The organism is Pedosphaera parvula Ellin514, from assembly GCF_000172555.1.
Classification (GTDB): Bacteria; Verrucomicrobiota; Verrucomicrobiia; order Limisphaerales; family Pedosphaeraceae; genus Pedosphaera.
In genome coordinates this window covers 249,286-273,818 of sequence record NZ_ABOX02000004.1, presented here as the reverse complement: position 1 = coordinate 273,818, position 24,533 = coordinate 249,286, and the positions used below count along the sequence as shown (strand labels likewise).

Annotated in this window: 27 protein-coding genes and 1 pseudogene; 11 read left to right on the top strand and 17 right to left on the bottom strand. The window is 53.2% G+C overall.

Going from position 1 to position 24,533, the window contains the following annotated elements; genetic code table 11:
* Positions 1-52: 52 nt before the first annotated feature.
* From CFLAV_RS05065 to CFLAV_RS05020, 10 genes are all read right to left on the bottom strand, one after another.
* Complete coding sequence (locus CFLAV_RS05065) at positions 53-484, bottom strand: GNAT family N-acetyltransferase (protein ID WP_007413567.1); 432 nt, start codon at positions 482-484, stop codon at positions 53-55.
* 85 nt (positions 485-569) lie between these two features.
* Complete coding sequence (locus CFLAV_RS05060) at positions 570-926, bottom strand: cupin domain-containing protein (protein WP_040546942.1); 357 nt, start codon at positions 924-926, stop codon at positions 570-572.
* Positions 908-1,930, bottom strand: coding sequence for an NAD-dependent epimerase/dehydratase family protein (locus CFLAV_RS05055; RefSeq protein WP_007413565.1), 1,023 nt, complete (start codon positions 1,928-1,930; stop codon positions 908-910). The genes CFLAV_RS05060 and CFLAV_RS05055 overlap by 19 nt, the downstream gene beginning before the upstream one ends.
* Positions 1,931-1,960: 30 nt before the next feature.
* Positions 1,961-2,425, bottom strand: a complete 465-nt coding sequence (locus CFLAV_RS33640; RefSeq protein WP_007413564.1) for a hypothetical protein — start codon at positions 2,423-2,425, stop codon at positions 1,961-1,963.
* A gap of 15 nt (positions 2,426-2,440) precedes the next feature.
* Complete coding sequence (locus tag CFLAV_RS05045) at positions 2,441-2,857, bottom strand: GNAT family N-acetyltransferase (protein WP_007413563.1); 417 nt, start codon at positions 2,855-2,857, stop codon at positions 2,441-2,443.
* A 178-nt stretch (positions 2,858-3,035) separates the two neighbouring features.
* Positions 3,036-3,467 (bottom strand): permease prefix domain 1-containing protein, encoded by a 432-nt coding sequence (locus tag CFLAV_RS05040; protein ID WP_007413562.1) that lies wholly within the window; start codon positions 3,465-3,467, stop codon positions 3,036-3,038.
* A gap of 18 nt (positions 3,468-3,485) precedes the next feature.
* Positions 3,486-4,118, bottom strand: a complete 633-nt coding sequence (locus CFLAV_RS05035) for an AAA family ATPase (protein ID WP_007413561.1) — start codon at positions 4,116-4,118, stop codon at positions 3,486-3,488.
* A 15-nt stretch (positions 4,119-4,133) separates the two neighbouring features.
* The gene (locus CFLAV_RS05030) at positions 4,134-4,874 is read right to left on the bottom strand and encodes a Clp protease N-terminal domain-containing protein (protein WP_007413560.1); all 741 of its coding nucleotides are present in this window, start codon (positions 4,872-4,874) and stop codon (positions 4,134-4,136) included.
* Between the two features lie 16 nt (positions 4,875-4,890).
* Positions 4,891-5,487 (bottom strand): permease prefix domain 1-containing protein, encoded by a 597-nt coding sequence (locus CFLAV_RS05025; protein ID WP_007413559.1) that lies wholly within the window; start codon positions 5,485-5,487, stop codon positions 4,891-4,893.
* Positions 5,480-5,812, bottom strand: coding sequence for a PadR family transcriptional regulator (locus CFLAV_RS05020; RefSeq protein ID WP_007413558.1), 333 nt, complete (start codon positions 5,810-5,812; stop codon positions 5,480-5,482). Before CFLAV_RS05020 ends, CFLAV_RS05025 begins: the two co-directional genes overlap by 8 nt.
* 23 nt (positions 5,813-5,835) lie before the next feature.
* On the opposite strand from CFLAV_RS05020, the gene CFLAV_RS05015 reads away from it, so the two are divergent.
* From CFLAV_RS05015 to CFLAV_RS05000, 4 genes are all read left to right on the top strand, one after another.
* Positions 5,836-7,341 carry a DUF4185 domain-containing protein gene (locus tag CFLAV_RS05015; RefSeq protein ID WP_237712363.1) on the top strand — a complete coding sequence of 502 codons (1,506 nt, stop codon included), beginning with the start codon at positions 5,836-5,838 and terminating at the stop codon, positions 7,339-7,341.
* Between the two features lie 19 nt (positions 7,342-7,360).
* Positions 7,361-8,602, top strand: a complete 1,242-nt coding sequence (locus tag CFLAV_RS05010; RefSeq protein ID WP_007413556.1) for an SGNH/GDSL hydrolase family protein — start codon at positions 7,361-7,363, stop codon at positions 8,600-8,602.
* Between the two features lie 83 nt (positions 8,603-8,685).
* Positions 8,686-9,006: a DnaJ family domain-containing protein gene (locus CFLAV_RS05005; RefSeq protein WP_007413555.1), complete on the top strand. Its 321-nt coding sequence runs from the start codon at positions 8,686-8,688 to the stop codon at positions 9,004-9,006.
* Between the two features lie 128 nt (positions 9,007-9,134).
* On the top strand, positions 9,135-9,908 hold the full coding sequence (locus CFLAV_RS05000; protein ID WP_007413554.1) for a YebC/PmpR family DNA-binding transcriptional regulator: 774 nt from the start codon (positions 9,135-9,137) through the stop codon (positions 9,906-9,908).
* On the opposite strand, the gene CFLAV_RS04995 is transcribed toward CFLAV_RS05000, so the two are convergent.
* Together CFLAV_RS04995 and CFLAV_RS04990 are read right to left on the bottom strand one after the other, a co-directional pair.
* Complete coding sequence (locus CFLAV_RS04995) at positions 9,882-11,024, bottom strand: glycosyltransferase (RefSeq protein ID WP_007413553.1); 1,143 nt, start codon at positions 11,022-11,024, stop codon at positions 9,882-9,884. The two genes, CFLAV_RS05000 and CFLAV_RS04995, sit on opposite strands and share 27 nt — an antisense overlap.
* Entirely contained in the window at positions 11,012-11,935 is a 924-nt protein-coding gene (locus tag CFLAV_RS04990) for a hypothetical protein (RefSeq protein WP_007413552.1), read from the bottom strand. Before CFLAV_RS04990 ends, CFLAV_RS04995 begins: the two co-directional genes overlap by 13 nt.
* Before the next feature lie 15 nt (positions 11,936-11,950).
* On the opposite strand from CFLAV_RS04990, the gene CFLAV_RS31850 reads away from it, so the two are divergent.
* Complete coding sequence (locus CFLAV_RS31850) at positions 11,951-12,907, top strand: lytic transglycosylase domain-containing protein (protein WP_007413551.1); 957 nt, start codon at positions 11,951-11,953, stop codon at positions 12,905-12,907.
* An 85-nt stretch (positions 12,908-12,992) separates the two neighbouring features.
* Here CFLAV_RS31850 and CFLAV_RS04980 read toward each other — a convergent pair whose 3' ends face one another.
* Entirely contained in the window at positions 12,993-13,406 is a 414-nt protein-coding gene (locus CFLAV_RS04980) for a DUF6321 domain-containing protein (protein ID WP_050785628.1), read from the bottom strand.
* A 133-nt stretch (positions 13,407-13,539) separates the two neighbouring features.
* Between CFLAV_RS04980 and CFLAV_RS04975 the strand changes: the two genes are divergently transcribed.
* Positions 13,540-14,685, top strand: coding sequence for an SGNH/GDSL hydrolase family protein (locus CFLAV_RS04975; RefSeq protein WP_007413549.1), 1,146 nt, complete (start codon positions 13,540-13,542; stop codon positions 14,683-14,685).
* A gap of 74 nt (positions 14,686-14,759) precedes the next feature.
* Here the strand turns inward: CFLAV_RS04975 and CFLAV_RS04970 are convergent, their stop codons facing one another.
* The 3 genes and pseudogenes from CFLAV_RS04970 to carB form a co-directional block, all read right to left on the bottom strand.
* Positions 14,760-15,413: a DsbA family oxidoreductase gene (locus tag CFLAV_RS04970; RefSeq protein ID WP_007413548.1), complete on the bottom strand. Its 654-nt coding sequence runs from the start codon at positions 15,411-15,413 to the stop codon at positions 14,760-14,762.
* Positions 15,414-15,501: 88 nt separating this feature from the next.
* Complete coding sequence (gene bla / locus CFLAV_RS04965) at positions 15,502-16,407, bottom strand: subclass B3 metallo-beta-lactamase (protein ID WP_040547052.1); 906 nt, start codon at positions 16,405-16,407, stop codon at positions 15,502-15,504.
* A 70-nt stretch (positions 16,408-16,477) separates the two neighbouring features.
* Positions 16,478-17,971: pseudogene (carB, locus tag CFLAV_RS04960) on the bottom strand (carbamoyl-phosphate synthase large subunit); the annotation flags it as partial.
* A gap of 267 nt (positions 17,972-18,238) precedes the next feature.
* Between carB and CFLAV_RS04955 the strand changes: the two are divergent.
* The 5 genes from CFLAV_RS04955 (at position 18,239) to CFLAV_RS04935 (ending at position 23,109) form a co-directional block, all read left to right on the top strand.
* Positions 18,239-18,682 carry a hypothetical protein gene (locus tag CFLAV_RS04955; RefSeq protein WP_007413545.1) on the top strand — a complete coding sequence of 148 codons (444 nt, stop codon included), beginning with the start codon at positions 18,239-18,241 and terminating at the stop codon, positions 18,680-18,682.
* 77 nt (positions 18,683-18,759) lie between these two features.
* Positions 18,760-20,070, top strand: a complete 1,311-nt coding sequence (locus CFLAV_RS04950; RefSeq protein WP_007413544.1) for a TolC family protein — start codon at positions 18,760-18,762, stop codon at positions 20,068-20,070.
* Positions 20,071-21,351, top strand: a complete 1,281-nt coding sequence (locus tag CFLAV_RS04945) for a hypothetical protein (protein ID WP_007413543.1) — start codon at positions 20,071-20,073, stop codon at positions 21,349-21,351. It begins immediately after the preceding gene.
* Complete coding sequence (locus tag CFLAV_RS04940) at positions 21,348-22,022, top strand: ATP-binding cassette domain-containing protein (RefSeq protein WP_007413542.1); 675 nt, start codon at positions 21,348-21,350, stop codon at positions 22,020-22,022. Before CFLAV_RS04945 ends, CFLAV_RS04940 begins: the two co-directional genes overlap by 4 nt.
* Complete coding sequence (locus CFLAV_RS04935) at positions 21,961-23,109, top strand: hypothetical protein (protein WP_007413541.1); 1,149 nt, start codon at positions 21,961-21,963, stop codon at positions 23,107-23,109. The genes CFLAV_RS04940 and CFLAV_RS04935 overlap by 62 nt, the downstream gene beginning before the upstream one ends.
* Before the next feature lie 44 nt (positions 23,110-23,153).
* Here CFLAV_RS04935 and ruvB read toward each other — a convergent pair whose 3' ends face one another.
* Complete coding sequence (ruvB, locus tag CFLAV_RS04930) at positions 23,154-24,173, bottom strand: Holliday junction branch migration DNA helicase RuvB (protein WP_007413540.1); 1,020 nt, start codon at positions 24,171-24,173, stop codon at positions 23,154-23,156.
* Between the last annotated feature and the right edge of the window lie 360 nt (positions 24,174-24,533).

The following is a 24,533-nucleotide window of genomic DNA, read 5'->3' as shown; positions in this document are numbered from 1 at the left end:
GTGTGCCGATCCCGGCTGTAAGCCCAACAAGCTCTCCTTTGAAAACGAACCATCAGGCGTTCGCGTTCCCGGATTTCAAATACGAAAACCTGAAGATGTCATCCCTTTTCTGCCAGCCTCGGCGACTCCAATAGGCAATGGCAGAGTCATTCTCAACCAGCACATCGATATGCGTCTTCACAATCCCAAGACGGGCCAGCTCTGTCAGGCATCGTTCAACCAAAGCCGTCCCGATGCCACGCTGATGGTAAGATCGTGAAACAGTCAGGTGCTGCAAATAACCACGTCGCCCATCGTGCCCGCACATCACGCATCCAACCAGTTGTCCATCGACAAGTGCCACGAAACTCAGACTGGGATTACGCTCCAGGTAACGTGCCGTGGCCTCGCGGGAATCTGCTTCTCGCAGCCGAACTCCGGTTGAACTGGAAAGCAATGCCATTACTGAATCGTAGTCGGTTATGATCATTTCACGGATCGTCATAGAATGGAAAGTAACGATTTAATATGAACAAGTGCCACTGCGCAAATCAGTTCAGATTCCTCTTCGCAGCTTCACTGTCAATTTTCTAATTGCCGGCCACAACCCTGTCTCCGTGAGAAGGAGGGCTGGAAATAACCATAAAGCGAACATTCGAGTCCGTGTCGTTGTAAACCCGATGCGTGACTTGAGGGGCAATCTCGAGTCCTTGTTCAGGATTCAGACTGTGCACTTTTCCCTCAACGGAAATCGAGAGCGTGCCGGAGAGGACATAGAAAAGTTGACGCGATCTGCCATGAAAATGCGCCACCTCGGAAGTCTGAGGCGGCATCTGCTCCTGAATGACGCTCAGCTCAGCGCTTCTCAGTAGATGCCAGCCGTCGCACCGATCTCCCCAGGTGTAATGCTCTGCTGTTTGTATCGAGATTATTTCTTGGTTTTCCATGTGCATAGCAACTCCTGCTCGCGCTCAGGTGTCAGACCAACTTTCCTTGTCGTCACACTCTTAATTGATTCGCTTGCCACATCGCGATCACGGTCCCAAACTAGGATGTCACGCGCCGTGTCAACCAATGGACGGCAAACAAGGTCGGAGTTAAACGCCCGGTTGGAATTGACTTGGAAAAAGCCTGCATATTCCTTGTCTGCCTCTGGAATCCAAAGCGGCAGATCACTCCAGGGTGCAACACCTTTGTCCAACAGGAATTGAGGGGCTATCCAGCAAAGTTGGGAGGTGTTGTCACTGGCGGTCTTACACGCTTCAAGCATGCTTCCGAAAGTCAGAGGCTGTTGAGGTCCTGTAGCATTAAACAGACCGACCTCTCTTTTTTCCACCATCCGGATTGTCCAGTCAGCCAGGTCTCGCGCGTCAATCAACTGCATTGGTTTTTCAGGATTCTCTGGGGCCAGCGTTTCGCCACTATTCGCGATGCGGCGCACCCAGTAGGTAAAACGGTCCGTCGGATCGTAAGGTCCAACAATCACTCCCGGCCTTATCTTCAAGACTCGTCCCGGCATACTCTCTTCAGCAGCATGTTCACACAATGCCTTGCGGGCACCGTAGGTTTCCATGTTGCTTTCCTCCTCAACCGCTCCCGGTGGCAACGTTGCCACTGAAGCTGTCTCATCGAGCCCGGACACGCTGAAATCAGCATACACGGACACGCTTGAGATAAAGGTGTAATGTTCGACTGCCGACGCGAGCAATTCGGCTGTCGCACGCACTTTGGCGGAAACATATCCGGATGTATCGATTACCGCGTCCCATCGTCGACCTTTTAGCGACTCCAAATTTCCCTCACGATCACCACGAAGTTCCTCAACTCCGGAAAATAATCCCGGATTCGATTGCCCTCGGTTGAACAACGTAACTGCGTGTCCGCGTGCCAGTGCAATCTGCGTTAGGTGCCGACCTAGGAATTTAGTTCCTCCGAGGATTAAGAGTTTCATTTTTGCTTTTAGCGGCTTGGATGTGACATTTTACACATCCTCGTTAAGCCTCTGTTGTAAATACGCTTCGAGATCAGGACTCTTGTAATTCCGCAACACACAATCCACCCATGCTTTCCGCTCGAACGCCATGACGCGTAAATCCCACACGCAGGCTGCCAAACCAGTCGGCGTCATATACGTGAGGCGAGCGGGATCATTGCTGGGCGACACATAAACATGATGGTGCAGTTCGTTCTCCTCCGCCCACCAATCGACAAAAATAAAATTGGATGTCCGCCCATCGTGAACACCAAGGAATCCAACTGAGTAATGCTGCAGTGTGGAAGGAACCGTGGCCAATTTTTCGCGCGCAACTGTTTTGGCGGCTTCAACCAGCTCCGCTCTTGCAGTCAGACGCTCGTAGGCAATACTGTAAACCTTGATGCGCCATTCTCCTTCCTGCCAAAGTTCAAGAAACCGAATGGGCCTCGTTTTGTAAGGTTGGATGATCATCAGCGTATTGGGCGGTTAATGATCGTGACCCGCATAAATCCACATGGGTTCGGTGTTGCCGGCGCGCTCAAAACCGCACTTGCGATAGAAGTCGAGCGCCCGCCCGTCCGCCACGAGCATGTGTTGATGAAAGCCGTTGTACTTCCCCATTAACATCGCCATGAGCTGCTTGCCGACGCCGCGGCCTTGATACTCTGGAAGCACGAGCAAGTGGGGATAATAAACGACCAGGTGGCCGTCTGAAATGGCATTGCCAAGACCGACAAGTCTGCTGCCATCCCAGGCCGAGACGAGCGAGTGAGATGCCAACAGCGCCTTACGCAACGACTCTGGCTTTTCTGCGGATGACCACTCGTTGGCGCGGTAAAGCGTCAGGATGCTCTCGAGCGCAATCTCCCGGGTTTCACTGTAATGAACGGCCTTGGCAGACATGGCCGTATGCTCATTTTTATTGCTGGCAAGGTCAAGCCATTCAATTATTGAATTTATGGAGTAGTTGCGGATGAAGCGAGGTGCTTCATGAAGCAGGACCGCTGGTAGGAGACTCACTCATAAGCCAGCAAAACAGCATCACAAATAGTTCTGAGCAATCAAATCGCTGCAAGGAGATTCAGGCGAACTGTTCTGACTTCCGTTCCTTCCACCGCGCAATTAAAAGGCCGCCTTCGTAGAGCGACTGGAGCATGGCAAACACGATGATCTGACTCACCACCTCAGGTGAGGTCAACAAGGCGGCTAGAAAATTGACCACCAATATGGCTGGTCGGAACCTTCCCATGGCGAGCGCAGCAGACCAGAATCTCCGACGGTTTAAACGCTGCACGATCTTGACCTTGCCATACTCCGAGCGAAGCGCGTCTGCTTGTCCAATCCGTTGGGTTGCGGAATCGAACGCCTGCTGCGCGCTCATTCCGGCCTGAATCTGCTGCCCCACGTCATCGCGCAAATGACTCTCCAGTTCGTCCAAAGCTTCTCTACTGTTGAAGCCGCCCCTGGCTAGTTGCTGCCGCGACTCGATAATTGCTTGTTCGAGGTTAAACATGAATATTCCTTTTATCCATTAACTGGCTGAATGGGTGGATATATAGGCAGCTTCGTCCATCCCATTTGTAATACCTCCAACGATTGCCAGTGGTGCTATTCCCCAAAGAGTGGCCACGACCACTTCGCCAAGGGTGAGGTTGCAATGCGGCAGAATCACATAGAAATAAACGAAAACCCATGCGACTGCTGGTAGAGCGCACGCAAATTGAACTTTGATCCTGGCTCGATCGCTGGTGAGAACTGGTAGAAACCTTGAAAGATATCGACCACTGCCAAGCGATAAAAGCGAGAAAATCACCGCGGCAAAACCGAGCAATCGCTCAGTCGAACCCAAGTCGCTTTTCAACAGGCCAAATATGCCTCCCAGCAGATACACCATGCCTCCGATTATAAGAGAAATGCGGGCCAATCTACGTTGCTGGGCCTCTGTTCTTTTAATTTTCATAAACTCCTCCTTTAATGTTTCAACTTTACCGATTCTGCGGACAGCATCCTCAAAGGCTGGCTGTGCGCCCACACCCGACTGCATCTGCCGTTGAATGTCTTCGCGCAGGTGGCATTCTAATTCTTCCAATGCAGCGGAACTTTTTATTCCACCCGCAGCCAGTTGCCGCCGCCATTTCTTGATTTCTTGTTCGAGGTTAAACATGTTGTTCCTTTTATTTTACGAACCAGCCAAATCCTTTAAAATTGCCTCTCGCGTCGTCTCAGTCTGGACGCCAAGATTTCTTAAGACATGCCCGGCAACACCCTCGTTTTCCAGGAGCAAGCCCAGAAAGATATGTCCAGTGCTGATATGAACGTGATTGAGGGCATTGGCTTCCCGCGCGGCGAGATGAAGCGCCTTCCGTGCGCGAGGTGTATATGGAATCGCCATGTTCGCCTCGTGAACCGGCCCAACACCAACGAATCTCTCGATTTCCGCCTTGATGGCTGAGTTATCCACTCCAGCCTTGCGCAAAACTTTCAGAACAATTCCATCCTCCGATTTCATCAAACCGAGCAGCACATGTTCCGTGCCGATAAAATCGTGGCCGAGGCGTGGGGCTTCTTCTCGCGCGAGTTCCAGAGTCTGAAGCCCGCGAGGTGTAAACGTATTTAAATCCGGGAAAGGAAAAGGCTGTTCCCGACCGAGAATTCTGATCAACATGCCCTTAAGCTTTATTGGCAGTTGCCACCACTTCGCTAACCCAACCTTGTTAAACTCCACTTTAAGGACGTTGGTTTGGCCTATCTGCTGGGTGGCCGAATTGAACGCTTGTTCTTCACTTGTTCCCGACCGCACCTGCTGCTCCACATCATCACGTAAATGACTCTCAAGTTCATCCAATACTTCAGGAGTCTTGATTCCTCCGGCAGCAAGTTGCCGCCGCCATGCTGAGATTGCTTGATCCAGGTTAAACATGTTGCTCCTTTTATTTCTATGAGGTCATGGGTCGTGTATCGGTATGAACTACCACCCGTAACTGCCCTCGCAGGACATGTGCGAATCCAATGCAACTGATAAGGCTGAACACCAAACCGAAAACCGGATGCAGAGGTAACAACAAAACCACCAAACCGCCCAAGCCTATGCATATCTGCCCCGCCCACACCGTGCGCATCCCGCGTTTGAGACTTCCCGTTCCTCTTGCTGGTTGCATGGCCGCCATAAGAGGCAGAACAAGCGATAGCAAGAGACCGTCGATGAGAAAAAGTGCCTGCAACTCGTCCTTTATGGAGAGATTCAACGCCAGGATGGATCCCGCGAAAATAACAGCCAGAACTGTTTTCACTCCTCGCGGCAACACTGTTTTACTGACTCCAACTTTCTGAAATTCCTCCTTCAGCGCATTGGCTTGGCCAATCCGTTGGACAGCGACCTCGAATGCTTGCTGTCCACTTGCACCCAACCGCATCTGCTGCTCCACTTCGTCACGTAAATGACTCTCGAGTTCCTCCAAAGCTTCAGGAGACTTGATTCCACCAGCCACCATTTGCCGGCGCCATTCTGTGATTGCCTGATCGAGATTAAACATGTTGCTCCTTCCAGAGGCCGCTAAGCACGGAATTGATGAGGGTCCATTGCTCACGTTTTTCCTTAAGCATCTGCTGGCCATCCTTCTTGATTGAGTAGTACTTGCGCTTGCGCCCGTTCTCGACCTCCACCCAGCGCGACTTGATCCAGCCGTTGTCCTCCATGCGGTGCAGCACCGGGTAAAGCATGCCGTCGGTCCACTCAATTTTTTCACCGGAAAGCTGCTTGACCTCCTGAATCAACGCGTAACCGTAGCTCTCCCCTTTGGAAAGCAGGGACAGAATCAGCGGTTCGGTGGAAGCGGCAACAAGTTCTTTCGGAATCATAAATTAATTACCTTTCTTTCTATATGCATTGTGACGCTATGTATGTCAAGGGCAAAGATTGTCTTGATACAAATCTTGCCGCTTATGCTTCCTGCTTCTATAACGTTTGCACCTTGAACACTCGAATGTGTCAGCCTACCCGACTTGATTTTGTTCTTCGCCTGGCAGCCATTGTTTTGTTCGCGTTTCTTTCACTGCCGTGCTCCGCTGCAAGTGCACCATGCCGGATTGAAGTGGTTGAGAAGGACACCGGTTGGCCGGTTCCTTTGGTTGAACTCACCACCACGCACCACGTCCGCTTCGTCACCGACAACGCCGGGTTAATAGCCTTCGACCTTCCAGAGTTGATGGGGAGGGAAACTTGGTTCACCATTAACGGGCAGGGTTATGAAGTCCCTCAGGATGACTTTGGAAATAGAGGCGTCCACTTCGTGCCCGAGTCCGGGAAGACAAATCGTATCGAGGTCCAAAGAACCATCATAGCCCGGCGCCTTGGTCGATTGACCGGTGGCGGTCTCTTTGCTGAAGGACAGAAGCTCGGCCAATTCAATGATTGGCACGAGTCCGGCATTCTCGGATCTGATACTGTCCAGACTGCCATTTATCACAGCAAGCTCTTTTGGCTCTGGGGCGACACCGTCATTCCCAGTTACCCTTTGGGCATCTTTGACAGCAGCAGCGCTACGACACCCGTCAAACCTTTGTCCAAATTTGAACCACCCCTTCAGGTGCTGTTCAACTACTTCAACGATGACAAAGGACGTCCACGCGGCGTTGCTCCCGTGCCTGGTAAAGGCCCCACGTGGATTACCGGTTACCTCAGTCTTCCAGATGCCAGCGGAAAGGAACACCTCGTCGGTACCTATCTAAAAATTCGTAATCATCTTGATGTGTATCAGGTTGGACTTGTGGCATGGGACGACCAGCGAGAAACTTTTGAGACTTTTCGTGTGCTCTGGAATCAATCCGAGGCGAATCCAAAACCAGGCCTGTTTCTCGACGGCCATCCTGCACAATGGACCGATCCCGCAGGCAAAAAATGGGTTCTTTTTGGCAACCCATTTCCCACCGTGCGCTGCCCAGCCACATTCGAGGCCTGGGGTAACACGAACACATGGGAGCCCCTCAAGCATCCGGATAAACTTCTCGCTGCCACCACGGGCGAAACCGTCAAGCTGCACAGCGGCTCCATCGCATGGAATCCCTGGCGCAAACGTTGGGTTACGGTCTTCATGCAAGCTGAAGGCAAACCCTCCTACCTTGGCGAACTTTGGTATGCCGAAGCTGATTCGCCAATGGGGCCATGGGGGCGCGCCGTGAAAATATTAAGTCACAATCGGTACACCTTTTACAATCCCCGGCTTCATCCCGAATTCACCTCGGACAATTCCCCCATCCTGATTTTCGAAGGTACCTACACGATGGAGTTTTCGGGCAACTCCAATCCCACTCCGCGCTACGACTACAACCAGATATTATACCGCCTGGATTTGGATGATCCACGCCTCAAGCCAGCGCAGGAACCATGAACATGCTGTGCATTTATCCATGAGACTAAAATCTCTTTTCCTTCTTCTCACCACGTTAAGCACTGCGCACATCTCTGCCGGCGCAGACTTCGCCCTGCAGGATGGCGACACACTGGTGTTCCTCGGCGACAGCATCACCGCCGGTCACGGATACACCAAGCTGGTGGAGGAATACACGCTGCTGCGATTCCCGGACCGACACGTTCGGTTCTTCAACGCAGGGCAGGGTGGAGACACCGCCGCTGGCGGGCTGCAGCGTCTCGACCGCGATGTCTTCAGCCATGGCGCGACCGTGCTGACGGTGGCCTTTGGTGTGAATGACATCGGTTGGGGCATGAAAGCAGACGAGGAACATAAGCAGAAATATTTCGGCGGCATCCGTGGCATTATCGAAGCCTGCCAAAAACATCACGTGCGCGTGTTCATTTGTTCTCCAGCCATTACTGCCGAAAATCCCGATACCGCGGAAAATGGCTTTCTGCAAAAAATGACCGATGAAGGTCTCGCCATTGCCAAATCTATGGGCGCGCAAACCATCGATATCCAGCGCACGATGCGAAGCATCCAGCGCGAAATCACGAAGGCCGATAAAGCCGAAACCGATCCCAAAAAGAAAACCCATCTCCACGTCGAAGATGGTGTGCATCTCACCGACCTTGGCCAACTCGCCATGGGCTATGCCATTTTGAAAGGTCTTGGCGCGCCATCGGATGTTTCCTCTGTTGCACTCGATGGAAAGACCGGCAAACTTATTAGTGCCAGGGGCTGCCGAGTGGACGATGTGCATACCTCCACCAACGGCGTCACCTTCACTCGCGTGGACGAAGGTCTGCCACTTAATCTCGGCATGCTGGGCGCCCTAAACTTTCGCTTCATTCCGATTCCAAATGAGCTGAACCGCTATCTGCTCACCATCCAGAATCTGCCTTCCGGCAAGTACAACATCTCCGTCGATGGCCGCACGATAGGCATCGCCACAGACACTCAACTTGCCACCAGTCTAAATATCTCCTCAATGACCACCAATGGCTGGGAACCCGGTGGACCATGGGATGCTCAAGCCGCCGTTATCAAGGAGCTCACTGAGGCCCGCTCCAAAATGGAAATTGCCAGCAACCTGAGAGTCCACTTCCTCACCAATCATCCGCAGATGACTTCTTTGATCTCACAGGCACAAATCACTGAAACCAACCTGGTCTGTCTGCAACGACAGACCGCTCATCCCTTTCCATATCACTTTGAAATCAGGAAGGCGGAATAAACGTGCCCTTCTCGGAAATCCGACCAGGCTGATTTTTCCCTGCCACCAGTTGCTCTTCAGGGCATCTTCAGTTAAATAAATTCATGCACTGGGTCCAAATCATTGCACAGAATAGAATCAACGAAGCCATCGAGAAGGGTGAATTCAATGACCTCCCCGGCAAAGGCGAGCCACTCAATCTCGACAGTTATTTTGACTCTCCGGAAGCCGATCGCGCCGCCAATTCTCTCCTGAAAAATGCGAATATGGTGCCGCCGGAAGTGGAGTTATTGAAGGAAATTGAGCAATTGGAAAACTCTCTGAAGACCTGCCTTGATACCACAGTTGCCACCAAACTGCGGGAAAATCTTCAGGCAAAACGCGTTTCCTTCAGCCTGCTCATGGAGCAACGGCGCAGGCGCTAAACCATTTTTGAGGTTCTGCATTTCTCCAACCTTGCCATCGGATGACATTTCGTTGAAATTAGACGCATCTCAGCCAAACTCCGGTTTCGCTGATAACTGACAACTGAACGTTGAAATTTTGATTTTTTATGGGCGCACAATGGAAACAAGCCGGTCGCGAAGCCAACGCACAAAAGCGCGGCCAGATGGTCGTGAAACTCGTTCGCGAAATCATGGTCGCCGCCAAGCTCGGCGGCGCTGACCCCGATTCGAACGCGCGCCTCGCTGCTGCCGTTGAGAAGGCCCGCAAAGGCTCCGTCACGCGCGATACCATTGAGCGAGCCATCAAAAAAGGTGCCGGCCTCACCGAGGAGAAAATTGTTTTTGAACTTTGCACCTACGAGGGATTCGGTCCGCACAAGGTCCCCGTTATCGTCGAATGCCTGACCGAGAATCGCAACCGTACCGCACCCGAGATTCGCAACATTTTCAAGGTCGGTTCACTCGGTCAACCCGGCAGCGTTGGTTTCTTTTTTAACCATCTCGGCGTCGTCGAAGCCACGCACACAGATGCCAATCGCGATGCTGAAAGCGACGCCATTGAAGCCGGTGCCCAGGAAATCGAAGCGCTCGAGGCCGAAGAAGTTCCTGAAGGTCAGAAGGGCGCACGGTTCCTGACCGAAATCAAGGACCTTGACCACGTTTCAAAAGCTCTGAAAGCCGCCGGTTGGAATGTCATTGCCTCGGAGATCCGTTACATCGCCAAAAGTTTCACCGATGTCGAAGGCAACGCTCGCAAGGAAGTCACCGACTTTCTGAATGCCTTGGACGATCACGACGACGTCCACCGCGTCTACGCTGCGTTGAAAAAAGCCCGCGTTGGAATTAGGGCGCGCTCAGTCACGATTTCGAATCGCTCGTAAAACCCTGCTTGGCAGCGATCGTTTTTTCTTCGGTGGAGTGGGAGCGGGAACGGGGATGGGAATTGGAGCGGGTGGTAGTGGTGGCAAGGGCGCGGTATTGATAACTTTTTTAACGAGCGGACTCAGCGATTGCATATAAGCACCGGCTGCGGCCAGTTCAGTTGCCAGGTCAGCCTGAGAGCTCTGCTTAAACTCCGCGATGACTTCCTCATACATTTGCACGAGGGCATCCGTGGTCTGTTCCAAATCGGCCTGGTGGCGCACCAGTTCGCAAACTTTGCCGGATTCTTCCGCATTGTATTGCGCGATCTGTTCCATCAGCCGCTCCACCGTAAAAGCATCGCGTAGAGTCCGGATGCCAAAATTGAGTTGGCGCAGCTTATCAAAATTCTGTGTGGAAACCAGAGGTCCGCACCCACTGGCGTCACATACAATCAGAGCATTGCCAACCGCCATCGCTTCCAGGGCTGAGCGGCCTTTGGCAAAGACCAGATCGTATCCGGGCAAAATCACTTCCGGCTCGTTCGTTGCGGTTTCGATCCCGCTTCCGATGACATCCAATTCAATCTGAGACCGCGCGCAAGCTTCGCGCACGCTTTGGACGTAATTGTCTCCCCGTGCATAATTGCTGAAAATGACTGCCCGCCCCGGCTTGGCAGGCAAGGGTGCGCGCCGTTGAAAGCGCTTCAAGTCCACGAAATTCAGCATGACCTTTACTTTTTCTTCGGGTATTCGAGCCTCGTATAACACGCGGTCCAGGCAGGTGGCATCCACCGCCACGTAGCGCAAAATCCTTGGAAAAACCGGCGGCATCTCCTCCCAGGGTATCCAGCCATGACAGAAGGAAATGGCCGGCACTCCCGGCAGGGAGAGCATGGCCGTCATGGTATCGAGGTGATGCTGGCCATGAATGATATCCGGGCGGAAGGGCAGGGCACGAAGATCATCAACCACTGGAATCGTCGCCTTGCGAAGTTCCCCGGCCACATCACCCAGTTTCGAACTGTAGGCGATCGGTGTGTGGCCTCGATTTTGCAAACTGATTGCCAGATCCCGCACGTAAAGTTCCGTGCCCGCCCGTCCGGCGAGAGTATTGTTCGTGATTAGAATGCGCATGGACTTCCGGAGTTCACCTTTTCCACCTCGGCCCACATTGCCTGAGCCAGCGGCAGCATATGCTCGCGGAAGCGAATCACATGCTGGTAATGACCGGCTGCTTTTTGCTTTTCGCCGTAACTTTCGTAGTAAGGCACTTCAGCATGGTCCAGGTTTATGCCGGTATGGTTCGGCACTGGACGCAGCCACTCCTGCGCGAAGAGGATCTTGCCAAATTGCTTCAATGCCCCCTCCACCTCGTGCTTCAACTCGGGATAACCTTCGGCGGCCGCCAGTTTCCTTGCAATCGCCGCGTCATCCAATGGCAGGTGAATGGCATTGGCCCGCAATCTCTCAGGACATTCGTCCGGCCGTCCGGTCAGCAGAAAATCGTAGTTCGCAATTTCCCGCCCCGTCTTACGTCGCGCCAATTCTATGGCCGCGCCAATCAAATAGCGGCAGAGTTCATGGGAAGTGTTATACCCTTCCAACGCGTCCCCCGCCACGTAATCAATTTGCTCCGCAATCAGGAACTCAGCTGTTTCATTTAAGAGCGGGAGAACGAGGTCGCTCTTCCCTTGCAACATTATTTCGTAGATGCCCGCATCCGTAAAACGCCCGTAAATCGACCCGGGCCTGGCCCCGGCCCGCTGCAGAATCCTGGTCGTCGATTCAAGTCGTGATTTTGAGGTGCGTCCCGACCCATCGGTCAAAACCAACACCACCGGTTTGGCTTCTTCCAACCAGTGATGCACTCGCAACTCATGTCCCGGATGGGCAATAATCAAGGCTGCCCGTTTGCCTTTCTGCTTGCTATAAGGTGACTCCATGGCCTGAATCTTAGAAAAATTAAGAAGTGGAGCAAAGGAAATCACACACATCAGCGACTTTTTTAAGGTTACAACAAATCTTTCAGAAACCTTTTCGCTCATGTTAGACTCCCTTTTGTGAACAGGTTTCTGACCATCCTAACGCTGCTTTTCGTGGCCTTTGTGGCGGCGGCCCAGGAACGGCCTGCCGCCTCGTCCCAGGATGCCGCTACAGACAGCCCCATGCAGTCGCTGAACGACTGGATGCAGGACAATCTCGATCAGGACCTCCTGAATGCGCTCAACGACATCGATCAGGAAAAAGTGCGCAAGGTGCTCACCAGCCTGCAAAAGGGCTTCGATGGCACCAATGTCGTTGACCTTGCGGCCATCAAGGACGCCGCTTCGGAAGTCACCCCCTTGCTCAAACAATACGAAGAGACCTATCCCTTCGGCGTCTGGCTTGAAAGCCGTCTGGATTATTTCGACGCCGCTGGGCGAATACAGCGTCAGATGAAATTAATTCCCCCGAAAGAGGGTCCGACCGCTCTGCCGCTGGCCCCGACACTCAAGCTCGAGCGCCAGGTCTGGGTTGACGAGCTAAAGCAACGGCCCTGGCCGCCTTTGGCTCAAAACTACGTGCCGAAGTTGAAGGAGATTTTCGTTGCCGAGCGGATGCCGCCGGAACTTGTATGGCTTGCGGAAGTTGAATCTTCCTTCAATCCGCAGGCGCGGAGTCCTGCGGGTGCGGCCGGCATGTTCCAACTCATGCCCATCACCGCCAAAGGCCAGAACCTCTCGCTCTGGCCGTTCGATGAACGTTATCAACCGGAGAAGAGTGCCCGTGCCTCCGCCAGATACCTGCGGCATTTGCATGCTCATTACGGCGATTGGCAACTCGCTTTGGCAGCCTACAATGCCGGTGAAGCACGGGTGGATAAACTTCTTAAACAAAGCAAGGTAAAGTCATTCGACGCCATCGCGCGCCGACTCCCGGCGGAGACACAAATGTACGTTCCCAAAATCGAAGCCACTCTCCGCAAAAGGGAGGGGCTTACCTTCGCTGAACTTAAACGTCCGAAGCCGCAAGGCTGAAACCATTTTTGCCCTGCGATTTTGCTGTCATTGGTCGTCTGGCTTTCCTCCCTTTCACGCATCTCCTTTTGAAGGTAACTTCGTTTCAGGCCTGCTTCGCCCGCTGGCGTGAGCGCCTTGGTTTTTTAATCGCGCCGGTTGCCTTGGATTTTGTCAACAAGCGCTTCCCCTTGCGGGATAGTTCACGCACCTGTTTCATCGAACGCGGAATCGGTTCCCCCCAGGCCTGCGCCTGCAAGGCATAGCGCGTCGGCTGGCCTTTGGCATCCACTAATCTCTTCCCGCGTGGCGTCGCGTAGTGCCGCCGCAGGAACGAGCCTTTTCGTTTCAGCTCCTCGGCGGTCATTTGCTTTTCCGGCTTCTTCACACCCGGACGCAAGTGAGCTCCCGTGGTTTTTGCATAGTATTGACGCCCGGCTGGAGTCAAACCACCACGCGGGTTTTTCACATTGGCCGGACGCACGATGGCGCGTCGTTTGTTGATAGTTCTCCCTTTCATATTCAAAATTAGAACAGTAAATGCGAAAAGCAAACACGCGTTCGCAGGGCCAAACCGATGCGCGCCGGTCCGGCACTCGCAGGAAACTGAATTTCTCATTCACAAAATATTCCCCCACCGCTAGCCTCGCGTCATGATTTTGAGACAGCATTTTATTCGGTTTGCATTCCTCTGCTTGATTTTCCCTGCCTCGAACGTTGCGTTTGGGCAGCTCGTAAAGACTGCTGCCACCAATCAGGCACCGTCCATCCACTGGATTGATGCCCGCGATTTGAAAGTGGAGGGGAAGGGGTGGACGGATACCAAAGCTTTTTATGATCGTTTGCCTGCCAAAGCGGAAGGCAAAGTGCCAGGACCGGTTTGGAATTTAAGTCGCAACTCCTCTGGCATGCATCTTCGATTCATCACTGATGCCACCAATATCACCGTGCGCTGGGCCGTCACCTCACCTTCACTGGCCATGCCGCATATGTCAGCGACCGGCGTCAGCGGTGTTGATCTTTACGTTAAACTCGATTCGGAAAAATGGCATTGGCTCGCAGTGGGTTCACCGAAGGAACAGACCAACTCCCTTGCGCTGGCGAAAAATCTGCCGCCGGGCAAACGCGAATATCTCCTTTATCTCCCGCTCTACAATGGCACCAAGTCTCTCGAAATCGGCATTCCCGAGACGGCCACGCTTACCGAAGCTGGTCCTTGGGGCAAAGGTGAACGCAAACCCATTCTATTCTATGGCACCTCGATTCTCCAAGGCGCTTGTGCCTCCCGCCCGGCCATGGTGCACAGTTCGATTCTTGGAAGACGCTTTCAGTTTCCCACCATCAACCTCGGTTTTAGCGGCAATGGTCGCATGGAATCGGTCATGGCTGATCTCCTAGCCGAGCTCGATCCTTCCGTCTATGTTCTCGATTGCCTCCCCAACATGAAAGAGCCCATGGTGACTGAGCGCGTCGAGCCATTCGTGCACACGTTGCGCAAAGTCCATCCTCTGACGCCGATTGTGCTCGTCGAAGACCGTGAGTATCAGGATGCCTTTTTGGTCGAGTCGAGGCGCAAGACGAACAAGGAGAATCACGCTGCCTTGAAAGCCGCTTACCAGCGCCTTAAAAAGGAGGGCACAAAGAACCTCTACTATATTCCCGCCGACAATCTTTTAGGCGGGGATGGTGAAGGTGCAGTCGATGGTTCTCATCCCAATGACCTCGGTTTCATGCGGCAGGCGGAGGTATTCGCGAAAGTCCTTGAACCAATCCTCAAACGGCAGGCTCCCATCAAATAAGCTTCGGTCAGCCCGTTTTCTGTTTCCAATGCAACCCTTGCCCGCGCCATCTGTTTAGGCTGGATACATCCAGTCTAAGCCTTGGGCAGGGCGCCGAAATGCGCGGCGTAGGATTGATAAGCAGCGGCGTCTGACAGCATGGCATCGATGGCTGCCGCGAGCGGTTCTACTTTCGCCAAGCCTGAGAAAACAGCACGATCACCGATATTATTCTCCAGCAGGAATGTGGGACGTTGATTCACCTGCAACGCATGAAATTCCGCGGTCGTCGCGTCCACGCGCGCCTTGATCTCAGGTGATTGCGCGCGCTGCAATAGGAATTCTCGATTTAACCCGGCAACCTTTGCTGCGACTTCCGCCGACACTTCCCAGCGCCCAATCTTCTTTCCTTCGCGCAACGCGGCCTGCGCGAGCGCCAATCTTACACGATCATCCGTTACTCCCAATTCCTTCGCCGCCTCGGCCACGCAATTGGGTGCAACGTATTGTTTCATGTCAGCTTCAAACCAACATGAATCCAGCATGAAAGGGGAGCGCATGATGGTGCCGCTACGGCGATAAAACCATTCACATTGCGCTTTGGAAGCTGGATAAGCTTCCGGCGGCATTGATGCGATCTTCCAATGAAATTCAACCCTGCCGGCATAACGTTGCTTCAATTCCGCCCAGGCCGGCTCGGCCCAGTAACACCAGGAGGAGGTGACTTCAAGGTAGTAGGTAATTTTCATGGTTGCATGCTGGTAGTTTTAACCGCTTCAAGAAATTCCAATACGGCTGCGGACCGCGTCCCTGATCCCGATGCCGTCATCCAAGGCATTAGTTACCCAATGCGCGTGATGCTTTTGCCCGCTCCTGCGCCAACTGTTCCAGAAAAGTGTTCTCAGCCTTCTGGATGAAATTGCGATAGCTTTCGGAATCAATAAAAGGATTCGTTTTGCCGCCCTGCGCCAGTTTCTCTGCTTTTTCTGACAGGCCGAAAAAGCTGCCATGAGGCGCCAAAAAGACATCGCACTGCAATGTCTTTAATTTTTGATAGCTGTGAAGGTAATCCTCAGCAATGTTGGGATACTTTGGATTATTCACCAATTTCACATCTGAAAGCACACTCGTGCTGCCGAAGAAGAGGACATGATATACTTTGCCGGCTTCCGTCGTATCCATCGTCCAGGTGGTGCAACCTTTGGTATGTCCCGGCGTGAGATGGCAGGTCAAGGTGGTCTTGCCCAGCGAGACCTTTTCTTCATCCACAAGAATCCTGTCGGCTTTGACCGGAGAGTAAGCCATCATCTTGGGAGCATAAGGTGTGTAGTCCTTTGTGCCGCCGCTTGCCAGCAAATCAGCGTCAGCCTTGCTAATCATGACCTTCGCACCGGTCAACTGCTTCATGAGCGCATGGCCACCCGTATGATCCAGATGAGCGTGACTGCTGAGAATGATCTTGATGTCTTCCGGGCGAAAACCCAATTGCGCGACGCTTGCGCGAATTCTTGGAACAGTGCTTTCAAAACCGGTATCAATCAGGATATGGCCTTCGGGCGTCGTAATCAGGAAGGAACTGACGCCAGTTGCACCGACATAATAAACGTTGTTGATGATACGGAATGGCTTGAAAGGCGCATTCCAGCTTTCCCACATCTTTTTGACCGCCGCATTGCCGGGATCAACCGGGGCATTGGTTTGCGCCAGGCTGGTCAGTGGAAGCCCCGCTGCCAGCATCAACATCCCAACGCCTCTTATGATGCGATTTTGGATGCCCATGAGGAACGGTTTGATTTCACAATTAATTCCGGGCTTTCGCCAGCTCCTCCTCGAAATCCACAATCTCCTTGATCTGGATCAGGAACCAACGGTCGATCTTCGTCAGATTGAAAATTTCATCGATGCTGAAGCCGGCTCGCAATGCATGGCGGATGAAGAAAATGCGTTCCGCATTTGGCACGCTCAATTTGCGGGTAATCACATCGCGCGGCAACACATCCCGGTCGCCATAGACTTCCGTGCCGATGCGCCAAGCCTTGCCATCGCCGCCCAAACCGCTGCGGCCGATTTCCAATGAGCGCAGGCATTTTTGGAGTGACTCCTTGAACGTGCGGCCAATAGCCATGGCTTCGCCGACTGATTTCATTTGCGTGTTCAATGTGGGGTCTGCCTGCGGAAACTTTTCAAACGCAAACCGCGGGATCTTTGTCACCACATAATCAATCGTCGGCTCAAAGCTTGCCGGTGTCTCGCGCGTGATGTCGTTCTTGATCTCATCCAGCAGATAACCCACGGCCAGTTTCGCCGCGATCTTCGCTATCGGAAAGCCGGTCGCCTTGGAGGCGAGCGCAGAGGAGCGGGAAACGCGCGGGTTCATTTCAATGATCACCATGCGACCATTGTCAGGATTAACGCCAAATTGGATGTTGGAGCCACCGGTTTCGACACCAATCTCACGAATGACCGCGAATGATGCATCGCGCATGATTTGATATTCCTTGTCGGTCAGCGTCTGAATCGGGGCCACCGTGATGGAATCGCCGGTGTGCACACCCATCGGATCAAAATTTTCGATGGAGCAGATAATCACGCAATTATCGGCACGATCGCGCATGACTTCCATCTCGTATTCCTTCCAACCGAGCAGGGATTCTTCCACCAGGATTTCAGAAACCGGGGAAAGCTCAATGCCGCGCTTGGCGATCTCTTCGAACTCTTCGCGATTATAGCCGATGCCGCCACCGGTGCCTCCGAGTGTGTAGGCCGGACGAATGATCAGGGGAAAACGGCCGATTTTTTCCGCCACGGCACGCGCTTCCTCCAAATTATGTGCGGTGCCACTGATTGGCACATCCAGGCCGATCTTAATCATTAAATCCTTGAAAATCTGCCGGTCTTCACCGCGTTCAATGGCCTGGGCGTTGGCGCCGATCATTTCCACGCCATACTTTTCCAGCGTGCCACGGCGATTCAAGGCCATGGCCGTGTTCAAGGCAGTTTGACCGCCGAGCGTTGGCAGCAACACCAACTTGCCTTTGGCTCCCAGGCGCTTCATTTCCTCCACTTCACGGGCAATAATTTTCTCAACGCACTCCGGCGTAATCGGTTCAATGTAGGTGCGATCTGCGAATTCCGGGTCGGTCATGATGGTGGCCGGGTTGGAATTCACCAAAATGACACGATAGCCCTCTTCTCTCAGGGCTTTGCAGGCTTGTGTGCCTGAATAATCAAATTCGCAGGCCTGGCCAATGATGATTGGACCGGCGCCAATGATCAAAACGGAATGGATGTCGGTGCGCTTCGGCATAAACCGGATGAATTAAAGACATTCACCGTCAAATGTCAGTTTAAATTTTGTCAGAATATATCAGTTAATTTCGGCCGTCGGGAGGATCGTTCTTGCATTCTTTACATTTTCAATGCCACGAGCTTGCCGGGTATCGTAATTCCATAGGTTTCTGTGCTGCAAAGCTGTAGAACAATCCGCCTCATGAAATGGGTGCTTCACCCTATTTAAAACCCAGATTCCAAGTGCATACTCCGTCCCTGTAAATAGTCACACAATATACAACTTATGAAATACCAAAAATCAATCGCGTTAAGCACGTGTTTGGTTTCCATGGCGGTCATGACGGGTTGCGGCGGAAGTGGCAGCAAGAAAGCTGTCGTCGTCGTCACGGCAAACGCTCCGGATAATCTCGCCGGACACAGTATCAACGTCCAAGTGAGTGGCGGGACCAGTCCCTTCGCTTCCAATGGTTCCTACGTGTTCACACCCACTTCCGGCGATGGCCATTCAGGAAACTATCAGCTTCAGGGACAGGGTAGCGTGCAGAGCAATATCGGCACCTACACCTGGAACAAGACCGGCGATAACACCGGCGTTCTTGTGGAAACCGAGCAATCCGGCACCATGGTGCAAAACACGTTGACATTCAACTCCCCCACATCCGGGATCATCCATAGCAGCAGTAGCAATGTTGGCGGATCGCAGGATGGATCATTCACGTTAAACTGATGAATTCAAACAACCTTCATTGGTCGGCAGCGCGGTTAAGCAAGTAGTATTTGGCTGGCCGGCAATAGGAGTATAATGTGTCTGGAGTCTCACTGTTACAATCTTGCTGGTCGGCCCTTGCCTGCCTCGCCTTGCTTCCCCTGACTGGTTGTCTTTCCGCGTCAAAACAGGTAGAACAGAAGCTACCTGAAGTACGCTCCCAATGGGTGACTTTTGTCGCCAGGCAGTCCTCGCTCCCTGTCCGCACCCTGGATTGGCCCCAGGCCATTTCACTGTTGGTAACGAACAATCTCAAACTCCGTGCCGCCAAAACCGAAATTACGAACACACTCGAGCGCGCCACCCAGCCTTATCGTGATCTGATTCCTACTGTCAATTTGCGCTCCGGTTTCACACGCAGCGTTGCCAATTTTACCGCCGCCTCCTTCGACGATGTCACTTTCAATATCGACAGCTTTTTCAATGTTCCCGGCGTGGTGAATTTTAGCACGCGTCTTTTTGCCGGGAGACTCGAGGTGCTCCGGGCCAAGGCGGCTTATGAGCTGGCGCTTCGCGAACAAACCATCGAGTTATATAAAACTTTTCTCATTTCGCAGGAACAGGATCAGCTCGTTGGAGAAATCAAAACTCAGCGTGCTCTTGCTGAAACTGTGCAAAAGGTCGATTCATTGGCTGCCCAGGTTCTATTTAAAGAGGTCAATTCCCAGGAAATCAACCTGGGCAAGACCCGGGAAGGCCTGCAGACCCGATTGGGTGATTTATTTTCCGACCGTACTTATCAATGGGTTCTGAGCACGAATAATTTGCCTGACCTCGCCTACGAAAAGCAACCGCTTCCCCTCGCCGATACCAATCGCGTGGCGAAGCTTCAGACTCGATTGGCCGCCTTGGAGCTGGTCAGGGCCTGGGGCCTGATTCATGGCATCAAACTTCAATACTGGCCGGAGTTGTCGATCTTTGTCAGCGGACCTTCCGTGTATCAACGTTCAGCTGGCGCCAGTAGTTTTTGGTCAGCCAAGGACGTTCAGGCTACCGCCGATTTCTTCTGGAATCTTGATACTCGTGGTTACATTTCGCAGCAACTCCGCCAGACCAAACGCGATCAGGCCCTTCAGATTGAACAACTGCGCCTGGATTCAGAAGCTTTGATTGACCGCTTGTTGGCGGCGCAGAGACTGGCCGGCTCCCTGCAGGCCCAGGCGGATCAACTGGATCAACTGATCGCGGTGCTTGATCGAGTGCCACCCTCCTTCGATTTCAATACTGTTTTGCAGACCGCTGATACGGCGCGCTCACTTCGGCGTCAGCGGTTTGAGCTGCGTCGTGACCTGGCGGAGGTGAATACACTTTTTTGGTTTGTTGATGAACAAAAATGGGCCGCCAATTAAATGAAAATAATCACTGCCATACTCAAAGGGAATCATTGCCTGCGGGCTCGACTCGCCAGCGTTCTCTGTCTTGGAGGGCTGCTGGCGGTGATCGTAACCGGGTGCTCCCAAAAATCCACCCAAACCACAAGCGCTCCGACCAATCAATGGTCATGGGCCAAATATCCCCCGGCGGAAAAGATGCGTCTGGCCACGTTGCCCTGCCAGATAATACCCAAGACCAGTCTGACCATCGCCGCGCCCATTTCAGGGCAACTGCGGGTTTACATCGACCGTCCGCAAACCAATCTTCCCAGCGATTTTGTCTGGGCTGAGTTTGAGCCTAAGGTCCTCAACATGGAGGCGGCTGAACTTGCGGAGGTCAGAAGAAAAATTGAAGAACGCGAACGTTTGTTCCGGGAATTTGAATTGCCGAAGGAGAAAATCAAATTAACCAAGGAAGTTGCCGAAGCCAGAAAGCAAATGATGTTGCTGAGTCTGGTGGCCACCAATCCTGCGCTCGCGAATCTGGCCATTGGCGCCTCTGGTGTAAAAGATGGAGGCATTCTAAAATCTGGAAGTCTCGAGGAAGCCAGAAAGGAGCTGGCATTGATGGAGGAGAATCTGAAATACCTTTCGACCACCAACCCGGCCGTGTTGGGCATCGATATCGAAGGCGCCCGGTTGGAGCTGCAGCGGAGGCAATTGGAATTCGACCGTCGTCAGGCCCAGTCTCGCTTCAAAATGCCCTTCACCGGCCAATTGATCACGAGCCTGCAAATGGCCGAAGGAGTGACGGAATACCCGGTGAGCGCCGGACAGGAACTTGCCGTGGTGCGCGACCTGAAATCCGTGCTTTTGCGGGTTCCACTGGAAGACGTCGCCTGGACAGCATTGCCGGCTCCCCGGTTGATAGCGGTCCTGCACCTGCCGGATGGGACTCAATTGGAAGCTCCCTTTATCTACAAAAAGTTGGAGCGCTCGCAAACGCGTGAAGAAGTGTTTTATTATTTTCAATTTCCATTTGAAGAATCCGCGGCGGCAGCCCAGTTGGTAGGGGCGGATCTTTCGTGCGATCTCTGGCTTGGATTGACTCAACCCGCTCGAATCGTTCCGAAGCTTGCCCTCGTCATGCAGGAACCCAGTGCGTTTCAAAACCGGCATTGGAACGAGGGCATCGCCCAAATTCTGCCTGGCTCTCAGTTGTTGGTGGAAGGCCAAACCGACCTCGCCATTCTTCCAGCCGTTCCACAAATAAAGACCCAAAATAAAAACCTCTCCCTGGCCACGCCCAAGCAATGAACCCAACCATCCACTTGCTCTGCTCGAATATTTCGTTCCGCTATCGACCGGGGCTGCCATATGTTATTGACCACTTCGATTACACGTTCAAACCAGGAGTGACCATGATTAAAGGTGCCTCGGGTTGCGGCAAATCCACACTGCTTCGGTTGCTCGCCGGATTTCTCGAACCCAAGGCTGGTGAAATTATTACCCCCCGGGGAACCCAACCGACGGACAAAAAATATCAATGCCGGGATTTGGGCTTTGTTTTTCAACAGCTCAACCTGCTGCCGCTGGCCAGCGTTGAACGCAATCTCGCGCTGGCAGCCAGTCTCGCCGGGATCAGGTCCGGGGAAATTCAAAAGAATTCCAGGCGCTGGCTGGGTTTGCTGGGCTTGGAGCAGTTTTCCGACCGGTTGCCTCAATCTCTTTCTGGCGGCCAGCAACAGCGGGCTGCCATCGCCCGGGCGCTGGTAAAGGAACCTTCGGTTCTGCTTTTGGATGAGCCAACTTCGGGGCTGGACGATTTGAACACGCGCGTCATTACCAGCGCGTTGAGGCAGTTTGTGGCGGACGACCGCATTTGTATCGTGAGTTCGCATGATTCACGCCTGGAATCCCTTGCTGATGAGATCCTCGACTTTAATCGTTTCCTACCTTTGGAAAGACACCTGGAAGCGTTGGTGTGAGCAGCCCGGCAGCCCGCTGGCGCGCTGGTTTGTCACACTGCTGCTGGTCATGGTGGCAGCCGTAATCCTGGTGGCTTTTCAGTTATTGGAACGCAGTTTGCGCGATCGCCTGGAGCGTTTTGGGCTGAACACCCTTTTGGTGCGTCAACCGGTGGCGCCAGGGTCGGCGGAATTCATTTTACATGGCGGCGGTCAGGATCAACTCGCCGTGTTGACAACGAGTGGTGAGAAACTGCGACTGCGTCAACTTTTCGGCCGGGGCCAGACGGAATTACATGAAAATAATCTGACGGTTTTCACCTATTCACCGGATGCCATTCCCATGCTGGCCAGAATGCTGGGCGCGGATACCCCCACCATTTGTCTGAGTGAACATCTTCCTGACAAAACCATGACACGGGTTCGCGTCGGTCGGCATTCCGTCCTGGCCAAGGTGGTTCGGCCCCAAGGCTGGCTGCAGGCACTCTCGACGGAAGATACCGTGCTTGTGCCCCAGGGCTGGCTGCCCGATCAGGAACAAATGGGCTGGCTGGATACAACTATCTATCAGCGTTCCGAGACTGCGCCGCCGATGGATCAGATCATTTCCGCCGTGAACATACTTTCCTCCCTGAACCAGCATCCTCAACCACAGATCCAAAGTGCCATGCCGATCGTGCATGAACTGGACGAATTGAGAAGTCGTCAGGCTCAATGGCGCACTGGTCTGGCGGCAATTTTAGGGATTGCAGTTTCGTTGGTGTATGGCGCGATTGCCGTGCTTGAATTCAGGCAAAACCTGTTCGTTTGTGCTCTGCTGCGAAGTTTTGGTGCGCCTTCCAACTTTCTTTACTTTCGCCACTGGCTGGAAAACCTGCTCCTCGCTAATCTGGCGGCAGGAGTGGCTGTCCTGGTTTTGGCGCTGGTACACCGATCCCTCTTTTCAACCCTTGGGTTTTCCAGCGAGGTTCTGGACTTTAATGGTGGCAATCCCTACCTGGGCAGCTCTGTGGTGTCCATATTCCTCTGGATAAATGTGGGGGCGCTGCTGAGCTCAATTCCGGTTGCCTTTGGCCTGCGACAACCGGTGGGGGAAATTTTGAACTAAATACGATTTAGGGGAAAATGGGGCGAAATCGAGAAATATTAAAATCAAAGGAGACCCGGCTGATTGCCTGGATTAGGCCTCAAACCAAGCTTTTTATAGCTCAGCTCAGTTGCCACACGGCCTTGGGGGGTGCGCTTGAGGTAACCTTCCATGATCAGGTAGGGCTCATAAACTTCCTCGAGCGTATCTGGTTCTTCGCCCACAGTAACCGCGAGCGAACTGACTCCCACCGGGCCACCGCTAAATTTAACAATGACTGCCTCGAGAATTCGCTTGTCCATTTCATCAAGGCCGTTCTCGTCAATTTCCAGCATGGCCAGAGCCTTGTCCGCGATGTCCTTGGTGATATTGCCGTCGCTGCGGACCTGGGCAAAATCGCGCACGCGGCGGAGCAGGTTGTTGGTGATGCGCGGGGTGCCGCGGCTGCGTCGCGCAATTTCGTGTGCTCCGGAGGGTTCAATCTCCACATTCAGGAGCCGGGCAGACCGCAGGACAATTTTCTCAAGTTGCTCGGCCTGGTAATAATCCAACCGTTCGCGCACTGGAAAACGGGTAAGCAAGGGGGCACTCAGCAATCCACTGCGAGTCGTCGCACCAACCAACGTAAAACGGGGGAGATTCAGTCGAACGCTACGGGCATTGGGTCCCTGGTCAATGATGATGTCCAGCTTGAAATCCTCCATGGCCGGATAGAGATATTCCTCAATGGCTGGTTGCATCCGGTGGATTTCGTCAATGAACAGCACATCTCCTGCCTCCAGATTGGTGAGGAGCCCGGCGAGATCGGCCGCCTTTTCGATGGTCGGACCGCTGGTGCTTTTGAAACTGGCACCCATGGCTTTGGCGAGGATGCTGGCGAGGGTGGTTTTTCCCAATCCCGGCGGACCGCTCAAAAGGATGTGATCCAAGGCTTCATTCCGCTGCTTCGCTGCGGCCACCGTGATTTCGAGACGTTCCTTGACCTTCGGCTGGCCGGTAAAATCGGAAAAAAGCGAGGGGCGCAGCGTCATTTCCAACGCGGCGTCCGGCTTGGTCAAAACATCCGAAATTATTCTCTCAGCCATGGAACAAACAATGCGAAAAGCGGGCGTGAGGAACAAGGCAAATTCTTAGCCGTATTTCCCTATGCCGCAAATAAATGCACGGTTGCATTATAAACGAGATTTGGATAAAGTGCACGCGTTCCACAAGAAAATTTACGACTGGCTGTCTCTCCGCCAGCGTTGCTGAAATGCTCTATGGGAAGGACACAGGCAAGCGTTTCTGTCGGACGAAGCGGACTCTGTAAGTTCTTGGAGTCAGGCTGTTTCACCAAAGCCTTGAACCGACAGCGAGAGACCCGCCCATCCCTTATACCTGAAAGGCAGTCCAGGAATTAGCCGTCCCGACGAAATCGTATGGAGAATCGCGCAGCTGTAAAATTG